Annotated in this window: 12 protein-coding genes; 8 read left to right on the top strand and 4 right to left on the bottom strand. The window is 51.1% G+C overall.

Annotated features, from left to right (window positions below):
- Nucleotides 1-17: 17 nt before the first annotated feature.
- Entirely contained in the window at nucleotides 18-2,480 is a 2,463-nt protein-coding gene (locus C1H84_RS14555) for a right-handed parallel beta-helix repeat-containing protein (protein ID WP_113607789.1), read from the bottom strand.
- 955 nt (nucleotides 2,481-3,435) lie between these two features.
- Here C1H84_RS14555 and serA point away from each other — a divergent pair.
- The 5 genes from serA (at nucleotide 3,436) to C1H84_RS14530 (ending at nucleotide 11,837) form a co-directional block, all read left to right on the top strand.
- Nucleotides 3,436-5,031 (top strand): phosphoglycerate dehydrogenase, encoded by a 1,596-nt coding sequence (serA, locus tag C1H84_RS14550; protein WP_113607788.1) that lies wholly within the window; start codon nucleotides 3,436-3,438, stop codon nucleotides 5,029-5,031.
- Nucleotides 5,032-5,245: 214 nt separating this feature from the next.
- On the top strand, nucleotides 5,246-6,907 hold the full coding sequence (locus C1H84_RS14545) for a stealth family protein (RefSeq protein WP_146956114.1): 1,662 nt from the start codon (nucleotides 5,246-5,248) through the stop codon (nucleotides 6,905-6,907).
- Between the two features lies 1 nt (nucleotide 6,908).
- Complete coding sequence (locus tag C1H84_RS18065; protein ID WP_146956112.1) at nucleotides 6,909-8,126, top strand: class I SAM-dependent methyltransferase; 1,218 nt, start codon at nucleotides 6,909-6,911, stop codon at nucleotides 8,124-8,126.
- A gap of 2 nt (nucleotides 8,127-8,128) precedes the next feature.
- Complete coding sequence (locus C1H84_RS14535; protein WP_113607785.1) at nucleotides 8,129-10,813, top strand: CDP-glycerol:glycerophosphate glycerophosphotransferase; 2,685 nt, start codon at nucleotides 8,129-8,131, stop codon at nucleotides 10,811-10,813.
- A 343-nt stretch (nucleotides 10,814-11,156) separates the two neighbouring features.
- Nucleotides 11,157-11,837 (top strand): acyltransferase, encoded by a 681-nt coding sequence (locus tag C1H84_RS14530; protein ID WP_113607784.1) that lies wholly within the window; start codon nucleotides 11,157-11,159, stop codon nucleotides 11,835-11,837.
- Between the two features lie 552 nt (nucleotides 11,838-12,389).
- Here the strand turns inward: C1H84_RS14530 and C1H84_RS14525 are convergent.
- Nucleotides 12,390-12,962, bottom strand: a complete 573-nt coding sequence (locus C1H84_RS14525) for a transposase (protein ID WP_113607783.1) — start codon at nucleotides 12,960-12,962, stop codon at nucleotides 12,390-12,392.
- 633 nt (nucleotides 12,963-13,595) lie between these two features.
- On the opposite strand from C1H84_RS14525, the gene C1H84_RS14520 reads away from it, so the two are divergent.
- The gene (locus tag C1H84_RS14520; RefSeq protein ID WP_113607883.1) at nucleotides 13,596-14,606 is read left to right on the top strand and encodes an NYN domain-containing protein; all 1,011 of its coding nucleotides are present in this window, start codon (nucleotides 13,596-13,598) and stop codon (nucleotides 14,604-14,606) included.
- Between the two features lie 57 nt (nucleotides 14,607-14,663).
- Entirely contained in the window at nucleotides 14,664-16,214 is a 1,551-nt protein-coding gene (metG, locus tag C1H84_RS14515) for a methionine--tRNA ligase (RefSeq protein WP_181728154.1), read from the top strand.
- A gap of 88 nt (nucleotides 16,215-16,302) precedes the next feature.
- Here the strand turns inward: metG and C1H84_RS14510 are convergent, their stop codons facing one another.
- Both C1H84_RS14510 and C1H84_RS14505 read right to left on the bottom strand, forming a co-directional pair.
- The gene (locus C1H84_RS14510) at nucleotides 16,303-16,995 is read right to left on the bottom strand and encodes a response regulator (RefSeq protein ID WP_113607781.1); all 693 of its coding nucleotides are present in this window, start codon (nucleotides 16,993-16,995) and stop codon (nucleotides 16,303-16,305) included.
- 6 nt (nucleotides 16,996-17,001) lie between these two features.
- A complete protein-coding gene (locus C1H84_RS14505) occupies nucleotides 17,002-18,183 on the bottom strand; it encodes a sensor histidine kinase (RefSeq protein ID WP_425323571.1) in 1,182 nt (393 codons plus the stop codon).
- On the opposite strand from C1H84_RS14505, the gene C1H84_RS18570 reads away from it, so the two are divergent.
- Complete coding sequence (locus C1H84_RS18570; RefSeq protein WP_244910917.1) at nucleotides 18,080-18,304, top strand: hypothetical protein; 225 nt, start codon at nucleotides 18,080-18,082, stop codon at nucleotides 18,302-18,304. The two genes, C1H84_RS14505 and C1H84_RS18570, sit on opposite strands and share 104 nt — an antisense overlap.
- The last annotated feature ends 93 nt before the right edge of the window (nucleotides 18,305-18,397 follow it).

Raw genomic sequence — 18,397 nt, 5'->3', positions numbered from 1 at the left:
CACGTCTCACACGCCGATTAGTGCTGGCCGACCACCTTGGCGCCGGTCTTGCTGCCGACAGCCTTGGCAACGTCCGCAGGCAGTGGCACGGCTACGCTGGCAGCCTTGGCGCGGTCGGCGGTCATGCCGGACAGGGTCTGGGCGGTGCTGGTCTGGTTGTTCTTCCAGGTCGAGTCCTTGGCCTTGGCCAGGGCCGACGGGGTTTCGTAGCGGCTGAGCTGCTTGTTGTCGCTGCCGCCCCACGCGACCATAGTGGCCGTGGAGGTGCCCTGGCGGGCGGTGAACAGGTTGCCCTTGATGTCGACGTTCATCTTGTCCACCGGAATGTTGGTGGCCTTGTCCAGCGCGTAGAACTGGAAGGAACCCGACTTGTCGAAGACGTTGTTGGAGACCTCGATGTTGCGGGTCAGCCATGGGGTGGTGTTGTCAGGGAACGGCTGGCGTGGATCTTGGCCGGCGAACTTCTTGTTGTTCTGTCGGCGCTCATCCTGGGAGAGCTGCAGGCCCATCAGCGAGTTGCCGCCCAGGTCGTTGTTGTAGATCTTCACGTTGCCGGTGTCGAAGATCAGGATGCCGACCTTGTTGTGCAGCGCTTCGTTGTTGGCGATGATGCCCTTTTCGGACAGCTCGGCCTCGATGCCTGCATCGGTGTTGTTGTTCGCCTGAACGTTGGTCACGGTGAAGTTGTACACCGACTCGTCCAGCCACAGGCCCATGCCGTCGTTCTTGTTCACCTCGACGTTGTCCACGGTGATGCCGCGGGAACGGGTGATCTTCATGCCGCCGGAGACCGGCTGGGACTTGAAGTGCTCGATATTGTTGCCCGAGGCGACAATGTCAGTGAACTTCGAGTTGTAGGCCGCGTTGACCGCGATGCCCAGCATGCCGTTGCCGGTGGAGGTCACGTTGTCCACGACGGAGTTGTTGTTCTGGATGGCCAGACCGGTCATGGCGTTGTTCTGGATGTGCATGTTGCGCACGGTGGCGCCCACGTTCTGCATCTGCAGGGCTGCGCGTTCGCCGTCGTAGGCGGTGGCGTAGCCGCGGATGCCGAAGCCCTGCACGGTGACGTTCTCGCCGATTACGGTCAGGGCCTGGCCCAGCGCGCTGGCGGTCACGGTCTTGCCGGTCGGGTCGGTGCCCATGACCAAGCGGTCGGTGGCGTAGTCCACTGCGAAGGTGCCTGGGACTACCTGCGAGGCGGAGGAAACCTGCTTCTGCGGAGCGCCGTTGATGAACAGCATGTCCGGGTGGGCGGCCATCGAGTACTTCGAATCAACGAAACGCGAGTTGTTGGCGACGCCGAGCAGCTTGTTGGAGAAGGACGGGGTCCAGCCGGCTGAGGCCCAGGTGCTACCGGACTTCTTCCAGTTGGTGACCTTCTTGGTGCCATCCATCCAGACCTTTTCGCCCGGGTAGTTCTGGATGGTCAGCTTGTCTTTGCCGTAGGGGACCTTCGCGCTCTGGTGGTAGGTGCCGGCGCGCAGCACGATGGTCTGGCCATCGGCGGCGGCGTCAATGGCCTTCTGCAGCGAGGTGTAGGGGTTCGACTTGGTGCCCGACTGGGCGCCCGAGGAGGACGGGGCAACGTAGACGGCGTTGGACGGGACGGCGTAGGAAGCCGAGCCGACCGTCGCGGTGCCGCGCTTGGGGTTGGTGACCGGGGCTACCGGATCGACAGGCTTGCTTGACTCGGTCGGGGGAGTGGTGACGGTCCCGGTGGCCTTGGCCAGTTTCAGGTTGTCGACCGAGATATTGGTCTTGGTGGTGTGCTTGGCCGAAGCGTAGGTCCAGAAGCCGAAGTTGCCGGCCTTGGCCAGACGCGAGGTGCTGCTGTCGGACTTCTTCAGCTGCCATCCCGGGGCGGTCTGCCCGACAACCCAGGCGCGCATCGACAGGTCAACCTTGGTGGTGCCCGTGGCCTTGAATTCCACGCGCACGGCCTGGTTGGCCTTGACCTTGAATGGAAGGGTGTACGAGCCCAGACCGGCTTCCTTGCCGGCGTTGACGCGGGAGATATCGAGCTTGGCGGTTCCGCCGGAGCCTACGATCAGGCGGCCGCGGTAGACCGAGCCGTCGGCCTGGCGGCGGGTTTCCAGCCCGGTGTAGGTGTTGGCTCCGGTGCCCGGCAGGCTGGAGAAGGAGAAATCGCCCGAAGCGGTCACATCGGCGGCGCTGACGTTCTTCAGGGTGGCAACGGCGGACTTCTTTGCGGTCATGCCGGAAATCTTGGCCTTGCCGCTGGCAACGGACATGGCTACGCCGCTGGAGCTCCAGGAGCTGTAGGCGCCGCCGGAAGTGGCGGAACCCCAGCCCTTGGCGACGGTGCGGGTGAAACTATCCGAGGCAGTGGCCTGGGCTGCAGATGCATCTGGTGCGGAGTAGGTCAGTCCGGCACCTACGAGGGCGGCGGCGGCGGCAATGGCGGTGAGCTTGTTCAGTGCGCGTGGCTTTGAAGCGATGGCTTTCGAGGCAGACAAAAAGTCTTCTCCTTGTACAGGGGATGGGGGCTCGTGGCCTCATAAACGGGTCCGACAACAATTTGGGGGATCTGTCGGTATTCAGTAAAAAGCCACAATTCGAAGCTAACAAGAATTCTTAGCTCAATTTGACCTCAATTTACGCTCAGGTATTCTTTAATAGATAACGTTTGAGTAACGATCGCCTAGCCGGGCGTGTTTGAAGAAGTTTGGATGTCCTATGAAATCCACGCTTGTTTGCCTTGAAATTCACTTGCTTTGTGGCGATAGTCACTCGTGTTGGTGCTCAACATTGCAAGTAAGTAGTGGCCCGAGTCGCAATTTCCCTGACGAGTACGCGACAAGCCACGGGTATACCAAACGTTGGCAACGAGGGCGCCTTGGAAATTTTTGGGGGCCGGCGGGCGGTTGGCGAGTAGACGATGAGTCCCGACATGGCGGGCCATTGTCGTGTGACAGGATTGCATGTTTCGTGAACTAGGCCTGAATGCCAACTTCAGGTGTGCCAGCAACAGGCATGCGGCCTCGGCCGAGAAGTTGTCGGCGCTCGATAATCCGAGCATCCTGGGCTACATATTCAGGCGGTGCCTGTGTGTCCTGACTGGCTCGCGCAGGCAATGGCCGCGCCGAGACCCACAGCCAGACATTAAGAGCTCGTATCACTCGCGAGCCACACTGGAGTCACTCTCCACGCTACGGGGAATCAGGTTCCCGCTTGAGTCCTTTTAGCGTAATTGAACAGCACGGTGGCGCGTCGGATGGACGGAATTATTGGTTGTCCAACTTCACCCTAGTCACTCGTGAAAATTTTCACAAAGTACGTCTTTTGGTGCGTAACATGCGGGAATTCAAGGCTAAACGGAGCATCTGAGGGGTTAGTCTGATTAACGGAGTTCTCTTGCGGAGGCCTCCATGCAAGCCACCAGCCCAATGAAATCGCAAAGGTGCCACACCCGTGTCTGACAACAAACCAATCGTACTTCTGGCCGAACAGCTCTCGCCTGCAACCGTCGCGGCACTCGGTCCCGACTTTGAAATTCGTCAGACCGACGGAGCGGACCGCTCCCAGCTGCTCGAAGCTATCGCCGACGTCGATGCCATCCTCGTCCGCTCCGCCACTCAGGTCGATGCCGAGGCCATCGCAGCAGCCAAGAACCTGAAGGTCATCGCCCGTGCAGGTGTCGGCCTGGACAACGTAGACATCAAGTCTGCAACCCAAGCTGGCGTCATGGTCGTCAACGCACCGACTTCGAACATCATCTCGGCAGCCGAACTCACCGTCGGCCACATCGTGTCGCTGGCCCGCCGCATCCCTGCCGCCAACGCCTCGCTGAAGAGCGGTGCATGGAAGCGCAGCTCGTTCACCGGCGTGGAACTGTTCGAAAAGAAGGCAGGAATCATTGGCCTTGGCCGCATCGGCGCACTGGTTGCAGCCCGCCTGCAGGGCTTTGGTATGGACATCGTTGCTTATGACCCGTATGTGACTCCGGCACGCGCCTCTCAGCTTGGCGTAACTCTGGTGACCCTTGACGAGCTGCTAGCACAGGCAGACTTCATCACAATCCACATGCCGAAGACCCCAGAGACCCTGGGCATGCTCGGCAAGGACGCCTTCACCAAGATGAAGAACACCGCCTACGTGGTGAACGTCGCCCGCGGCGGACTCGTTGACGAAGCAGCCTTGTATGAAGCGTTGAAGAACGAAGAAATTGCCGGCGCCGGCATTGACGTATTCGTCAGCGAACCGAGCACCGATCTGCCGTTCTTCGAATTCGACAACGTTACCGTCACCCCGCACCTGGGTGCATCGACCGACGAAGCCCAGGAGAAGGCCGGCGTATCGGTCGCCAAGTCTGTACGGCTGGCTCTGGCCGGTGAACTCGTACCAGACGCTGTGAACGTCGCTGGCGGCGTGATTGACGAGAACGTCCGCCCGGGCATCCCGCTGATCGAAAAGCTTGGTCGTATTTTCAACGCGCTCACCACTGGCTCCTTGACCAGCATCGACGTGGTTGTCGCTGGTGAAATTGCCGATCTGGATGTCAAGGCTCTGGAACTGTCCGCGCTCAAGGGCGTCTTCATGGATGTTGTCTCCGATCAGGTCTCATATGTAAACGCCCCGGTGCTAGCGGAGCAGCGCGGTGTGGCAACCCGTCTCATCAAGACCACTGATTCGCCTGAGTACAGAAACCAGCTGACTATTAAGGGCTCAAGCAACGAAGGCGCGCAGTTGGCGGTAGCTGGAACCTTGACCGGCCCCAAGCAAATTGAAAAGCTCGTGGGTATTAACGGTCATGAAATCGAGATCCCAATCTCGGATCACATGATTGTCGTCCGCTACTCTGACCGACCTGGCATCGTGGGTTCTTTGGGCAACGTATTAGGCGAGCAAGGCATCAATATCGCCGGCATGCAGGTATCTCGTGATGAGAACCGTGCCGAGGCGCTAGCTGTAATCAATATTGATTCGGCCTTGCCACAGGGCGTACTGGACGTTGTGGGCGCAGCGATCGGCGCCAGCGTCGCACGGGAAATTAATCTCGAAAACTAGACACAACTCGAAGTCCTCGGCACGTGTTATCGTCGTATAAATATCAGGTCTAAATGCTTGCTCTAATACGGGAGTAAGCATTTATTCCATTTAAACAAGTCATTGATAACTGGAACGAAAATTCACAATCAGAGAAGCCGCATGATTTTGTAAAACGTTTAGGATGTAATATCATGGAGCGGAATATTGCTAGACAGAAAAATTGGTAGAAGGTATGAACAGGGCACAACTCAAGTCTCAGGCAAAGCAACTAGTAGGCTTGGAGAACTATCTTATGCTGCGGGAATGCGCTACCAAAATCAAAAAACTCAGTCGTTCAGCGACTGTACAGTTCAAGCAAGTTCAAGCTAATAGAAGCAAGGATAAGGACTCTCTAGGTGGACGTAAAGGACCTTTGAACACAAATCTAGTTTGGCAGAAGGTACACTACGTAACTGCGGATGATGCCTATCTTGCTAACTGGAATACTGTCGTTTCCATTCTCGAATCTGCCCAAGTCCGTTGGTGGAGTGTCCGTACTGAAACAGACGGCCGGCAAGTAATTGGTATTAACATTCAAGACCGGAATAAAATCCTGGAATATTTGAAGAAATATTCACGATCAACTTCGTTGAGCACTTACGCAATGAATCCTATGGCGAAGAATCCCCAATACCTGCTGCAGGTCGCAGAAAATTATTCGGAAATAAAAGAAGCGGAAGTCCTGCGAATATGTACACCTTTGAAAAGCGAACTTGACGGTCGTAATTACGGATTTGCTTTTGGGTGTGATCTTGAGTTTTGGGTTTTGAATCAAGATGTGGTTCGAGCCCCACGCGAAAATAAAGCCAGCAAAGAGATTTCGCAACTAGACTTCGAACTTGTGCCGACAGAATTAAATGGCCGTACTGTTTATACTCCCAAAGTGTTTCTCAAGCGCATGCTCGATGACTTTAATTTCGAGGTGGACGTTGTCTATACCTGGGTCGACGGCAACGATCCAAAGTGGAAGTCTAAGAAAGATGCATGCATGGGGATACCCCATAGCGATAAGTCGGAATTCCACGCTGAAGCAGTAAGTGACTCTCGATTTGAGTCTCGTGACGAGTTGAAATACTCACTTCGATCGATAGCGCTTTTTGCTCCGTGGGTCCGAAATATCTACATTGTAACTGATGACCAAATTCCGAGTTGGCTAGACACAGACAATCCAAGAATTAAGATCATCGATCACAAAGAGATCATGAAACCGGAAAATTTACCGACTTTCAACAGCAATGCAATTATATCGAACATTCATCATATTCCGGGCTTGAGTGAACATTTTATTTTCTTCAATGATGATGTGATGCTTGGACAACGAGTGTCAAAGTCAGACTTCTTTACTCCATCAGGGATAGCGTTAGTATCACGGTCGAATAATCGGCGTCCTTTTGGAGACCCTTCGTTGGAATATGGTCCACATTTCAACATCACCCGAAATATTCGTCGAATACTCGAAGAACAATTTGGAGTGACCATATCACGCGCCATCAAGCACACTCCACATCCACTCATGAAATCTGTGATGTATGAAATGGAAGAACTATTTGAATCAGAGTTTGAAAAAACAAGCGCTTCTAAATTCAGGCACCATGAGGATATCGTTGCAGATCAACTACACCATTACTACGCACAAATAGTTGGTAAAGCGGTACCCGGCAACTTGACGTACAATTATATTAATATCCTGAATGATCAATTTATTAATGTAATGAGAAATACATTAGTGAAGCGAAATCGCAAAGCATTCTGCATCAACGATGCGCCGGAGCCCGGAGCTACTCCCATACCAGAATGGGAGATAATGAATTTTTTCAATACCTACTTCCCTAAAGAATCTGAATTCGAAATTTAATATGGTTAATAATACAAAAGCAGCCGATCCAAGGTGGCAGAAGTCTGTCCTTTCACTCTATCAGGAGCTATCACCGATAATCTTTGAACACGTCGGAACGAGATCTTTTTTGTTCAGCGGAACCCTGTTAGGATTTGCGCGTTCGAAAGATTTTATTTCCTACGATAAAGACATGGATTGTGCTTATGTAAGTCTGAAAAAAACAGCAAAATCAGCACAAGCTGAATTCGCAGCTTTGGCCATGAAATTGATTGAGTTGGGATACGACGTTACTCCAAAAGCTTCCTGCTTGGCTGTTCGAAAGCCTGGGAATAATGCAGCGATGGTCGATATAGCGATGCTATTTATCAAAGACGATGAAAACATCGGTTTTCCTTTCGGAGTGGCGTCTAAATACGAACTCCCTTATCGCGCAATATTTCCAATACAAATCCAAGAAATGCGCGGAAACTTCGTTGAAGTACCACGCGACCCGGCCCAGGTGATGAAAGTTGTATATGGCGACAATTGGACCAGCCCCGATCCAGAATTCTCGTGGAAAGAGCGGAGAGTAAGACGAGATTCAGGAGGCTTGCTTAGCTATTCGCAAAGATCAATGCTGGCTAGCGAGAATTTCTACAGACATCACTCTCCACTGCACCCAAGCAAGTTTTCTCGATGGATCATTTCACGACCATTCTTTGCTGGGGTTACAGCTGTACTAGATGCTGGGGCTGGAAACGCAAGGGATACTAGAATGTTGGCTCGTGGCGGCAAACGAGTTCTTGCCGTCGATGCATCTAAATATGCTGTATCAGCCGGTCGAGCATTACTCAATTTGCGAGATTCGACAATACCTATTATGCACGCGGATCTTCTTGCAACAGGAACTTTTGCACGGTGCATGCGTGAACTGCGTAAGACTAATAATGATACGGTTCTCGTTTATGGACGATTTTTATTATCGGCAATTACTGATCAGCAAATCGATGTTCTATTCGGAATTATGTCAAAGGATCTAAGGGCGGGGGACTACTTGGCCTTGGAATTCAGGAATGAAGATGATCTAACGGCCAGCAAATACTATTTTAGATCGTTTAGGAACTTTAATACTATTGATAAAATAGTTACTTCTCTTAATTCAGATTTTAGACTTATTGAATCCACATCGGGTATAGGTTTGGCTGAATTCAAAAGCGAAGATCCACATGTGTCCCGTGTCGTACTAGAAAAGATTTAGTAATGATTAAACGTCCCCCTTTGTTCACAATAATATCTGCTGTATACAATGTCGCCGACTATCTACCCAGATATCTTCAGTCAATTGCTGACCAAAACATTCAACATGACAAACTCGAGCTCATCCTTGTTATTGATGGTTCATTAGATGCGTCCGAAGAAATTATTCGCGAATGGGCACTGACGTCAGATATTTCGACTAAAATTATCAACAAGGAAAACGGTGGGCAAGCTTCTGCACGTAATCGTGGTATTGAGGTCGCTCAGGGGGAATGGCTTACATTCTGTGATCCGGACGATTTTCTTGCCGCAAATTATTTTGCCCAAATCGAAAGTTTCATAGCAGACAACTCGAATGTTTCCATTATTTCTAGTCGTTTGGTAAGTTTCCATGAAGATAGCGACGAGTTTCGGCATGACCATCCGCTTGAAAAACGCTTCCGCAAGGGAACACGAGTTGTGGATCTGAACTCGCAGCCAAATTTCTTTCACATGCACGGCCCAACGTCAATCGTACGTAGGGCGAATGTTACAAGCAATCGTCTGAAATTCAATGAGGCACTTAAGTTTAGTTTTGAAGATGCACACTTTGTGGCTTCATACATCTTGAATTTAGCCACACCTCTGCTTGGATATTGTGTTGAAGCAGAATATTACTATCGAAAGCGCAAATCCGGCGACTCGGCCGTACAAACCAGCAAACTGCGTGAAGAGAAATATACCCAGGTTCTTGTTGACGGACATCTTGACCTGGTAAAGCTTTCGGCACGCATTTCACCGCGACTTCCGGACTGGCTGCAACATCTCTTAATTTATGATATTTTATGGTATTTTCGGGGAGACCGTCGAGTAGGCGCCCCTTCGCGTTTCCTTTCCAATGAAACTAAACAGAAATTCCATCGATATATTTCTGCAATTCTCGAGCATATCTCTGTCGCAAATATTCATGCGTTTGATGCAATGTCTACTGACTGGGATCTTCGCTACGCTCTAATTCTTGGTTATAAGGATTTTGACTACGGTGTACCTAGAATTTCAGCGATGGAAATTGATGCAGAACGATCATTAACCCTTCTTCGATACGTGTATAAGTCTCGTGTTCCTGATGAATTGGTAATATACAGGGGCTACATGAAGAAACCCGCTTTAGTTTCATCACGAGCTGTGAAGTTCTTCGACCGTGTAATGTTTCACCACCGTTTTATGTGGGTTCCTGCTCGTGGTCGCTTTTCAATCGAACTCGACGGACAACCTGCTCCTTTGGAGTTGAAAGGGCCGAGTCGCGACAAATTCGAGATTCGTCCATACTCAGCAAGTGTCGAAATCCTAGGCTATGATCTTTTTACGGATCGCGTTCCTAAAACTGCTCCAATATTAGATTTAGATAAAATTTCGCGTCATTACGACGAAGAGTCTTCCCGAGACAGGCATAATTTTTTGTCACGCGTCGGTATTCGAAGGTCAAAATCTATAGTAAAGTCTTTACCCAAAGACTCTCAAAGTCTTGAAAGCCAGGCCCAAAATTCGCTTGATGTTTTCGACGTAAATAGAGCTGCAAAATACAAAGATGCCTGGATATTAATGGATAGGCCGGAAAGAGCTAACGATAACGCCGAACATCTATATAGGGAGATACTCCAAAAACATAGAGATATAAACGCTTGGTTTGTTCTAAATAGGAATTCTAATGATTGGGAAAGACTTTCCAAGGAAGGCTTTAGACTTCTGCCTTATGGAGAAGTTGACTATTTAGCCGCGCTTATACGCTCTGTCGTTTTTGCTTCATCACATATGGACAAATATATCAGTGATCCACTACCTGAATATTTAAAGAAGTATAGGCGCTGGAAGTTCGTGTTCTTGCAACATGGAATTACAAAAGACGATCTTTCAGCTTGGTTCAATTCAAAAGACATTTCTCTTTTGATTACTTCGACTAATGATGAGTACAGATCTATCATCGATCCTGAATCCAACTATCGCTTTGGTTCAAAGGAAGTTGAATTAACTGGGTTCCCTAGACACGATAAATTGATGGACCATCATTTTACTCGGCCGGCTTGGATGCTTCTTTCGCCTACGTGGCGAGACTGGCTCTTTGTTACTGACCCGGCGAATGGATCAAAAACTCTCATTCCTGAATTTTCAACTAGTGATTTTGCACAGAATTGGCAGCAAGTACTTCAATCCAATGAGCTTTTCCTCGCTGCGAAAAGACAAGGACTGGAAATAGCCTTCCTGCCTCATCCCTTCTTGGAACCTTATCTGGACGAGTTGGATATTCCTGAACACATTCGTATTTTGAGCTGGAATGAATTGCCTTTTGCTGAGGTATTGGCGCAAACTGCATTACTCATCACCGACTATTCGTCGACAGCCTTTGAGGCAGCCTATATTGGCCGGCCCGTGGTCTATTTCCAATTTGATGATGATTTAGTTCTTAATGGAGCTCATACATATGAACGTGGCTATTTTGACTACACTAAAGACGGTTTTGGTCCTTGCGTTCATTTGCCCAATCAAGTTGTCGACGCTGCAGTTAGTTTACTTGAGGAAGGTGAGGATCTGTTATATATTCGGCGCAAGCACGAAACATTCAAGTATCGTGACCGAAACAATTCGAAACGGGTTGTAAGCGCGATACGGAAACGGATTCAAGCCGAAGGCGTTGGACGAGTACTAAACTAGTCTAATTATTGATTTTGTTCTTGTGCATGCCTTCTTGTTAATTCTCTCGTCGATCCGAATCGCGAGCGATAGCGTTTATTTGAAGCAATAATTTCTTGGGCTATTCTATAAGAGCACAATTGTTGATTGTTTTGATTCGACACGTTTCCTTGAAGTTTCCATGTGATTATTGTGCTTTTACCTGTGGAGAGTGTGGAACGTTCGTGAATCGTTGCGTTATAAACGGATTGAGCGTCAAGCAGTGTACTATGTTTTTGCATTTTGCTTGTTTAGTATGATTTATAATAGTAATTTTGTTCCGCAAATTGATCATATTTTCCACTAACAGTCTGGGAGTTATTTGATGAATGGTGTAGTTTCTTATTCAGACGCACTTGGTAATGAAATTGTCTATGATGGACCCCGAATTGAAGGTGTGCAGGTGCATTTTCGGGGGGAAAATAATAGACTGGTTTTGGATAGAGGTGTTAAGATCACCTCCGGTTCGATTTTTCGATTTGATTGCAACAATGCAGTCGTACGTATTGGTAAAGGTTTGCATGGGCTTCACGCATTCATGAGGCTTGGTGAGGATGCCTCCATTGAAATTGGTGACAACGTAACTTCTACGACTCGTGTAATGTTTTGTGCCGTTGAAGGCTCCAGGATTTCTCTTGGAAATGACGTAATGATCTCTGGTGATGTGCAGATTCGCACGGATGATGAGCATCCGATTTTTGATGTTGTATCTGGATCTAGGGTTAATCCGGCTAGGCCCGTAGTTATTGGTGATCATGTTTGGCTTGGCTGGGGGGTGAGGGTACTCGGTGGGACTTCTGTCGGTCCCGGTAGTGTAGTTGGTGCATCAGCTTTGGTAAAAGGTTCGTTTACAAATAACTGTATTGTTGCTGGTGTTCCTGCGAGGGTTATTCGACATGATATCGCCTGGGAGCGTGATCATCTGTCACTTAAGGAGCCGTTCTATAAGCCTGATTCATCATTTGTGGATAAAAGTAAATACTGGAGTCTTAGCTCTGACCTATAAGAATTGTTTGAGCTTCTGTATTCGGATTAATTCTCTTATTGTCCGCGCGATCATGAATAGACTTGTTCCCGTTCTTCTTGAATCTTTCCGGAATTCATTTCGCAATTTTTCTAGCGCAAAGATCGGATAGTGTGCTGAATACGTCTTGTTGGTACGTCTAGTCCGGCAAGTCGGTGTGAATTTTCGTGACTTCGTAGGCACTGAAACTCGTCACTTCATATACAGTGGATCTCAATACTTTTTACACAGTTACCAACTGCCGAATGAGTTGAGCGGTTGGTAACTGTATACCACCTAGTTATTTGTTTAGCAGAAGCATTTGGTATCACCTGTGTATCGAGGGGTGTGAAGCCGCGAGGTTGAATGTTCACGAAGCCATGATATTCAGTGTCTACGACCCTAGTACGTGAATACTGGAGCGTCCGAACCCAACGCTTGCGCCATCAGAGCGTGCGTCATTGCCTAAGCCCAGGGACAGAATTCTAGGCTTAGCAAGGTGAAAGATAGTGTTTCTAAGGGCCTTCTCTTCGAATTCGTCAACGAACAGGGCTGTCAGGCTACTGAGTCAAGCTGAACCTCGTACCCGAGCCGCTCAAGCTCCTTGACCGCCCGTGATTTCGCACGGTCTTTGTTGCGTTGATCGTAGTAGTCCGGGCCCAGCTCCTTGAAGACTTCGCCGTTAGCCAACAGGTGCCAAATGGCCACGATGATGGTGTGCTCGACGGCTACCAGCGCACGGCTTCCGCCGCGGCGAAGATACAACCGTCGATACCGGGCCGCCAGGAACGACTCCTTGTGCTTGATCGCCCCTAACGCGGCGGTTCCCAGCGCCGCCCGCAAATACACGTTCCCGCCATAGGTATGCGAGGAACGCTGCCGCCCGGCCGACTCGTTCTGCCCCGGACAGACACCGGCCCAGGAGGCCAGATGCGCCGCATCGGCAAAAACATTCATGTCTACGCCGATCTCGGCAATGATGACCTGAGCTGTTTGCTCGCCGATCCCCGGAATCGTGCCAAGAGCCTGGCATGCTTGGTCGAAAGACTGCATTGCCTCGGCGATCATCTGGTTCAGGATCTGAAGCTGCTCATCGAGCGTATCGATGTGCCGCAGATGCAACTGCACCACCGAATGTCTAGCAGTGGCATTTGGAAGCGCCTATGTACCGAAGCGGTAGCAATAGTGCGTGTAATGAATAGCACCCATAAACGTTGGCGGATGACTCAATAAGCAGGACAAAGATCTGAAGATCAGCCACCGCCGATGCAAATCAGTGCTGCTGACGCAGCCAACTGCAGCCGAAACCGTGCGCACCAGCGCCTGTAGAACAACGCCTAATATCGAATGCGGAGAGCTGCATATCAAGCCGAGCCTTTCCAGGATTGACTAGCAACAATTCGCACGACTCGGAAGTTTTTTGCCTCTTCTCGAACTGGAGCCAAAATAACCACGACGAAAAGGCGATCGAATGCGGGCCCCTACGAGCGCAGAATGAACGCAATAACCGCGCAGCAGGTTAACGAGAGATTTTCGCACTTCAGACTGACTCCAGATGGCGCCCTCTGAAGCACTACCCGATCCTTACTGCAGTGCTATCCGATACGCGCACAGGTGCTGCCATATTCTTCTGCAAAACATCTGAGAGTGTTCACTTTACGAGTTCCGTTGATGCCCAGTTTTCAACTTCCGTCGACAGTATTTGACTGCACTGATCCACCAGACCAAATGGTTCTCGTGGTTTTGCCGTACGATCTGACTATGCCAAGCCAAACAGCAATCTTTATCGATGCCGGGTTCTTACTGTCTCTTGGTGGGCATCGAGCCGCCGGGACGACGTTGCGATCTGCATTTACAACTCACTATGAATCTTTGATCCGGGGAATCGTCCAGTCCGTTAAGAAGAACACTGGTCTGAGCAATTTGCGGGTTTACTGGTATGACGCTTCGAAGGACGGGTTATTTACTGAACAGCACAAGCGAATTGGGCTAATTTCCGGGGTTAAAGTTCGGTTGGGGCGTATTTCATACAACGGCGAACAGAAAGGCGTTGATTTGAGACTGGCTTTGGATCTCGTCGGCGTCGCACGCACGAGGGCTGCTTCTATTGCTTATCTCGTGTCCGGAGATGATGATCTGGCGGAGGCTGTTGAAGAAGCACAGGACCTTGGGATGAAAGTTGTGCTCCTCGGCGTCAACAAACCCGAAAGTAGATTGGGAGTGGCCTCAGTAGCTGAGCATCTCGCGCTCACCGCTGATGCGATTGAGACAATCCCAGACCAACTTTTGGATTCAGTATTTACCCGAGTTATCGAGTGGGACCAGAACCATTCGGAAAAATCAGCACTTATTGCTAAGGCAACTCCCGGTTCAGTTCGCGGAATCTCCGACACTAGAACTTCGGTGCCGACACCGGCGGTCATGGCACAAAAAGCTGTGCAGCAGAATTCGGCTGAACCTATGACACATTCAGAAATTATTTACTCTAGTGGCTCCGGCCGCCAAGGCTACCAAGGAAACGCGGCCTACGAGCAAAATGAGCTTGCCGCAGCTGAGGAAATTGGCGGCAGGGTAGCAGAATCTTGGCTGGCAGTAACTACCCAAGCAGAAGTTCTCGACCTTCTAGCTGACAAACCTCAACTTCCGTTGGAAATTGACCGGACTTTACTAAAAGACTGTGCTCAGGTTCTAGGGGAGTGGACAACAGACCAGCAGAAGATTAGGCGAGTGCTCCGTAGTGCGTTTTGGGACTACCTAGATCGACTCATGTGACGATTGTCGAGCTTTGCATAATCAACTTTCCCGGCGGGACTAAGGTAAATTTAGATCGTGACTTCTCAGCAGAAACCCTTTTACGCTACAACTGCAATCTCTTACCCGAACGGCACTCCACACATCGGACATGCCTACGAAGTGGTGGCAACCGATACCTTAGCGCGCTTCAAGCGGTTGGACGGCTTCGATGTCTTCTTCATGACTGGCACCGATGAGCATGGCCAGAAGATGATGCAGACCGCGGAAAAGGAGGGGATCACCCCTGCCCAGCTTGCGCAGCGAAACTCGGATGCTTTCCAAGCGATGAACGATGAGCTCGGAACGAGTTATGACCGTTTTATCCGCACCTCCGACGCCGATCATCATGCTGCTGCACAGGAATTGTGGCGCCGGATGGAAGCGAATGGCGACATCTACCTGGACAAGTATGCCGGTTGGTATTCGGTTCGCGATGAGGCGTTCTACACCGAAGAGCAGACGGACGTGCGAGACGCCGGAATTCGCTACGCTACGGAAACCGACACTGAAGTTACCTGGACTGAGGAGGAATCGTATTTCTTCAGACTCTCCAAGTACCAGGACAAGCTTTTGGCCCACTACGAGGAGAATCCTGACTTTGGTGCACCTCGTTCTCGGTTCAATGAGGTTGTTCGTTTTGTTGAAGGCGGCCTGACCGACCTTTCCATTTCGCGCACCACTTTCGACTGGGGAATCCCGGTGCCGGGCAACGACAAGCACGTTATGTACGTGTGGGTGGATGCCTTGACGAACTACTTGACCGGCGTCGGCTTTCCAGATGTCGAGTCGGCCTCCTTCCAGAAGTACTGGCCAGCGGACGTCCATGTGATCGGCAAGGACATCTCGCGATTCCACGCCATTTACTGGCCGGCGTTCCTGATGTCCGCGAAGCTGCCGGTTCCCAAGCGAGTCATGATCCACGGCTTCTTGCATAACAACGGTGTTAAGATGTCCAAATCGTTGGGCAACACCGTTTCCCCTGAGGATTTTGTTACCCGATATGGTCTAGATCAGGTTCGGTACTTCTTCTTGCGCGAAGTACCTTTTGGCGCCGATGGAAACTACAACCACGAAACCATCGTGGCTCGCATCAATGGTGACTTGGCGAACAACTTCGGTAATCTTGCCCAGCGTTCGCTGTCGATGGTAGCCAAGAACTGCGGGGGATTAGTGCCAACTCCCGGAGAATTGCTGGCAGCTGACAACGAGATTCTTGAGGCCGCCGCGAAGCTGCTGGAAATCAACCGGGAGGCCTACGACCGCCAGGAATTCAGTCGAGCTCTTGAGGCCATATGGCATGTTCTGGGAGATACCAACGCGTACTTCGCGGAGCAGGAACCTTGGAAGCTCAAGAAGACTGATCCAGCACGTATGGAAACCGTACTCTACGTAACAATCGAGATTGTCCGCCAAGTCGCCATCCTGCTCCAGCCGGTGCTTCCCCAAGCCATGACTTCCCTGCTCAATGTGCTCGCGGTAGGCGAAGGTTCAGCCCGAAATTTTGAAAACTACGGAACTGCATTGGTTCCCGGAACCGAACTACCGGCCCCGGCCCCGGTGTTTCCTCGCTATGAGGAAGAGAAGTAAGCTTCGTTCATTGAGCTAAAGCGGCTGCGGCACCATTACTATCAATCGATAGGAATAGTTCCGCAGCCGCTTTTCACTTGTTTCCGTTTTATGGGCTGGCCACCCCGGTTTGGTAGGCGATGACTACTGCCTGGACTCGATCCCGTGCGCCAAGTTTTGCCAAGATATGGCCCACATGCGTCTTAACGGTTGCTTCCGACAGAAAAAGCCTTTCGGCAATTTCAGGGTTGGATTGTCCCTCTGCGATGAGTCCGAAGACTTCACGTTCCCGTGGGGTGAGCGACTCCACCGCTGTCATTAGGGAGTTATCAGCCTGCGCCACAGATCGTTTCAAGATGGGCGCCATATGGTTCAGCAAACGCCGTGTCGTTGAGGGCGCGATGACCGCGTCTCCGCGGTTGACCGTGCGCACCGATTCGAGTAGCTCCTCCGGAGGAGCATCCTTGAGGAGAAAACCACTGGCGCCGGCTTGGATGGCACTCAGTGCATACTCGTCCATGTCGAAAGTCGTCAAGACGATTACCTTGGGCCCATCCGCAGCTTTCTTCGCTGGGTCCAGCAGGCGCTCGGTGGTCTGTATCCCATCCATTTCCGGCATCCGCACGTCCATCAAAATGACATCCGCTTGCTGCAAGGAGGGTGTTGCGAGTGCTTCACGTCCGTTGCCTGCTTCGGCGATGACTTCCATATCCGGCTGGGAATTGATTAACATTCGGAATCCACTGCGTACCAGCAACTGATCATCAACAAGGGCTACCTTGATTGTGGTGCCTGATGTCATCGAGTGTTAGTCCTCCGAGTAGGGAATGAATACAGAAACTATGAATCCTCCGCCGGTTCGCGGAGAGGCCTTGCAGGTTCCATCGTATAGGGCAACGCGCTCGCTCATACCTTGCAAACCGTAGCCTTGCCCCTCGAAAGTCAAGGAACCGGCACCGCGGCCGTTGTCTTCAATAACGAGTTCCAATCCCCGAGACGTCCAATTTAGTTGTACCGAGGCGGCCGTGTTCGGCCCGGCATGCTTAACAACGTTGGTGAGGGCTTCTTGAACGCTTCGATAGGCGGTTAGTTCAGCGCCAGCTGGCAGTTCTTTTCGTGGTGAGCCGGCGTAACTGAATTGAACTTTCAGCCCGGCAGTTTCAGCGTTCTGGATAAGATCCGGAATATTGGCCAAGGCCGGCAAGGGGCGGTTCTCAACCTCTTCGTCCTTGCGCAAGACACCCAGCAGGCGGCGCATTTCACGGAGAGACGCACGTCCAGTATCGGAGACGGTTTTCAAGGTGGTGATCGCTATTTCCGGATCGTTGACGGCGGCGTAGCGGGCGCCGTCCGCCTGCGTGATGATTACGGATAAGGAATGCGCGACGATGTCATGCATTTCACGTGCTATGTGATTTCGTTCATCGGCGGCAGCCAGGTCGCGTTCGATGATTCGCTCTTTTTCGAGTCGATCCGCGTGGTCCTGCAATGCTTTCATGGTCAGTCGCCGGTTGCGGGCAAGGTCGCCGAAGGTCCAGGACACGGTGACCACAAGGGCCAGGCCAACGAACGAGATCATTGTGTCGAAACTGATGAACGTGAATCCACCGGTCGGCGAGCTACCGCTGTTGAACATACTCAAGGTCGCGAGTAGTGCTCCCAGCAGTCCGAACCCCAGAGTGGTAAATGATTGCCAGCGCTTTCCATAGACAGCCATCGTGTAGACCATGATCGGAACCGACAGCTGGGACGGTAGCACCAGTCCGCCGAAGGCTAGCTGAAGTAGATGTCCGAACGTGATAATCAGCGTCGCGAGCCATGGTCTGGCGCGGCGCATCATGAGGGGCGCTGTTTGCATCAAGGAGATGGCTACGAGCGAAAGAGTCATGAGCAAGGAACTGCTGAAGCCGATGGTCGCCGTCAGCAGAAGACATAGCAGTGTGAAAGCCAATCCCGTTGCAAAATCAACTTTGCCGGAATTCTCGCGAATCCACCGATCAATCCGGCGATGCGGGTTTGAAAAGATCAACTATGCCTCTGAAGTTCGAGAAAAGTGCCGAATGCGCGTGACCTCTGATCTGAGGGAAATAGCACGCATCATCTTATTTTAGTGCTCAGTGCATAGGGGAACCTCATCCTGGAGTTTGAGATTTTAGAGTTAAGATTTCACGGTTTCTCATAATTTGAGATGAGCTCTCATATGT

The organism is Glutamicibacter soli (assembly GCF_003309065.1).
Lineage (GTDB): Bacteria > Actinomycetota > Actinomycetes > Actinomycetales > Micrococcaceae > Glutamicibacter > Glutamicibacter soli.
Note: the sequence above shows the minus strand (reverse complement) of the source record. Positions and strands in the feature narration are given on the sequence as shown.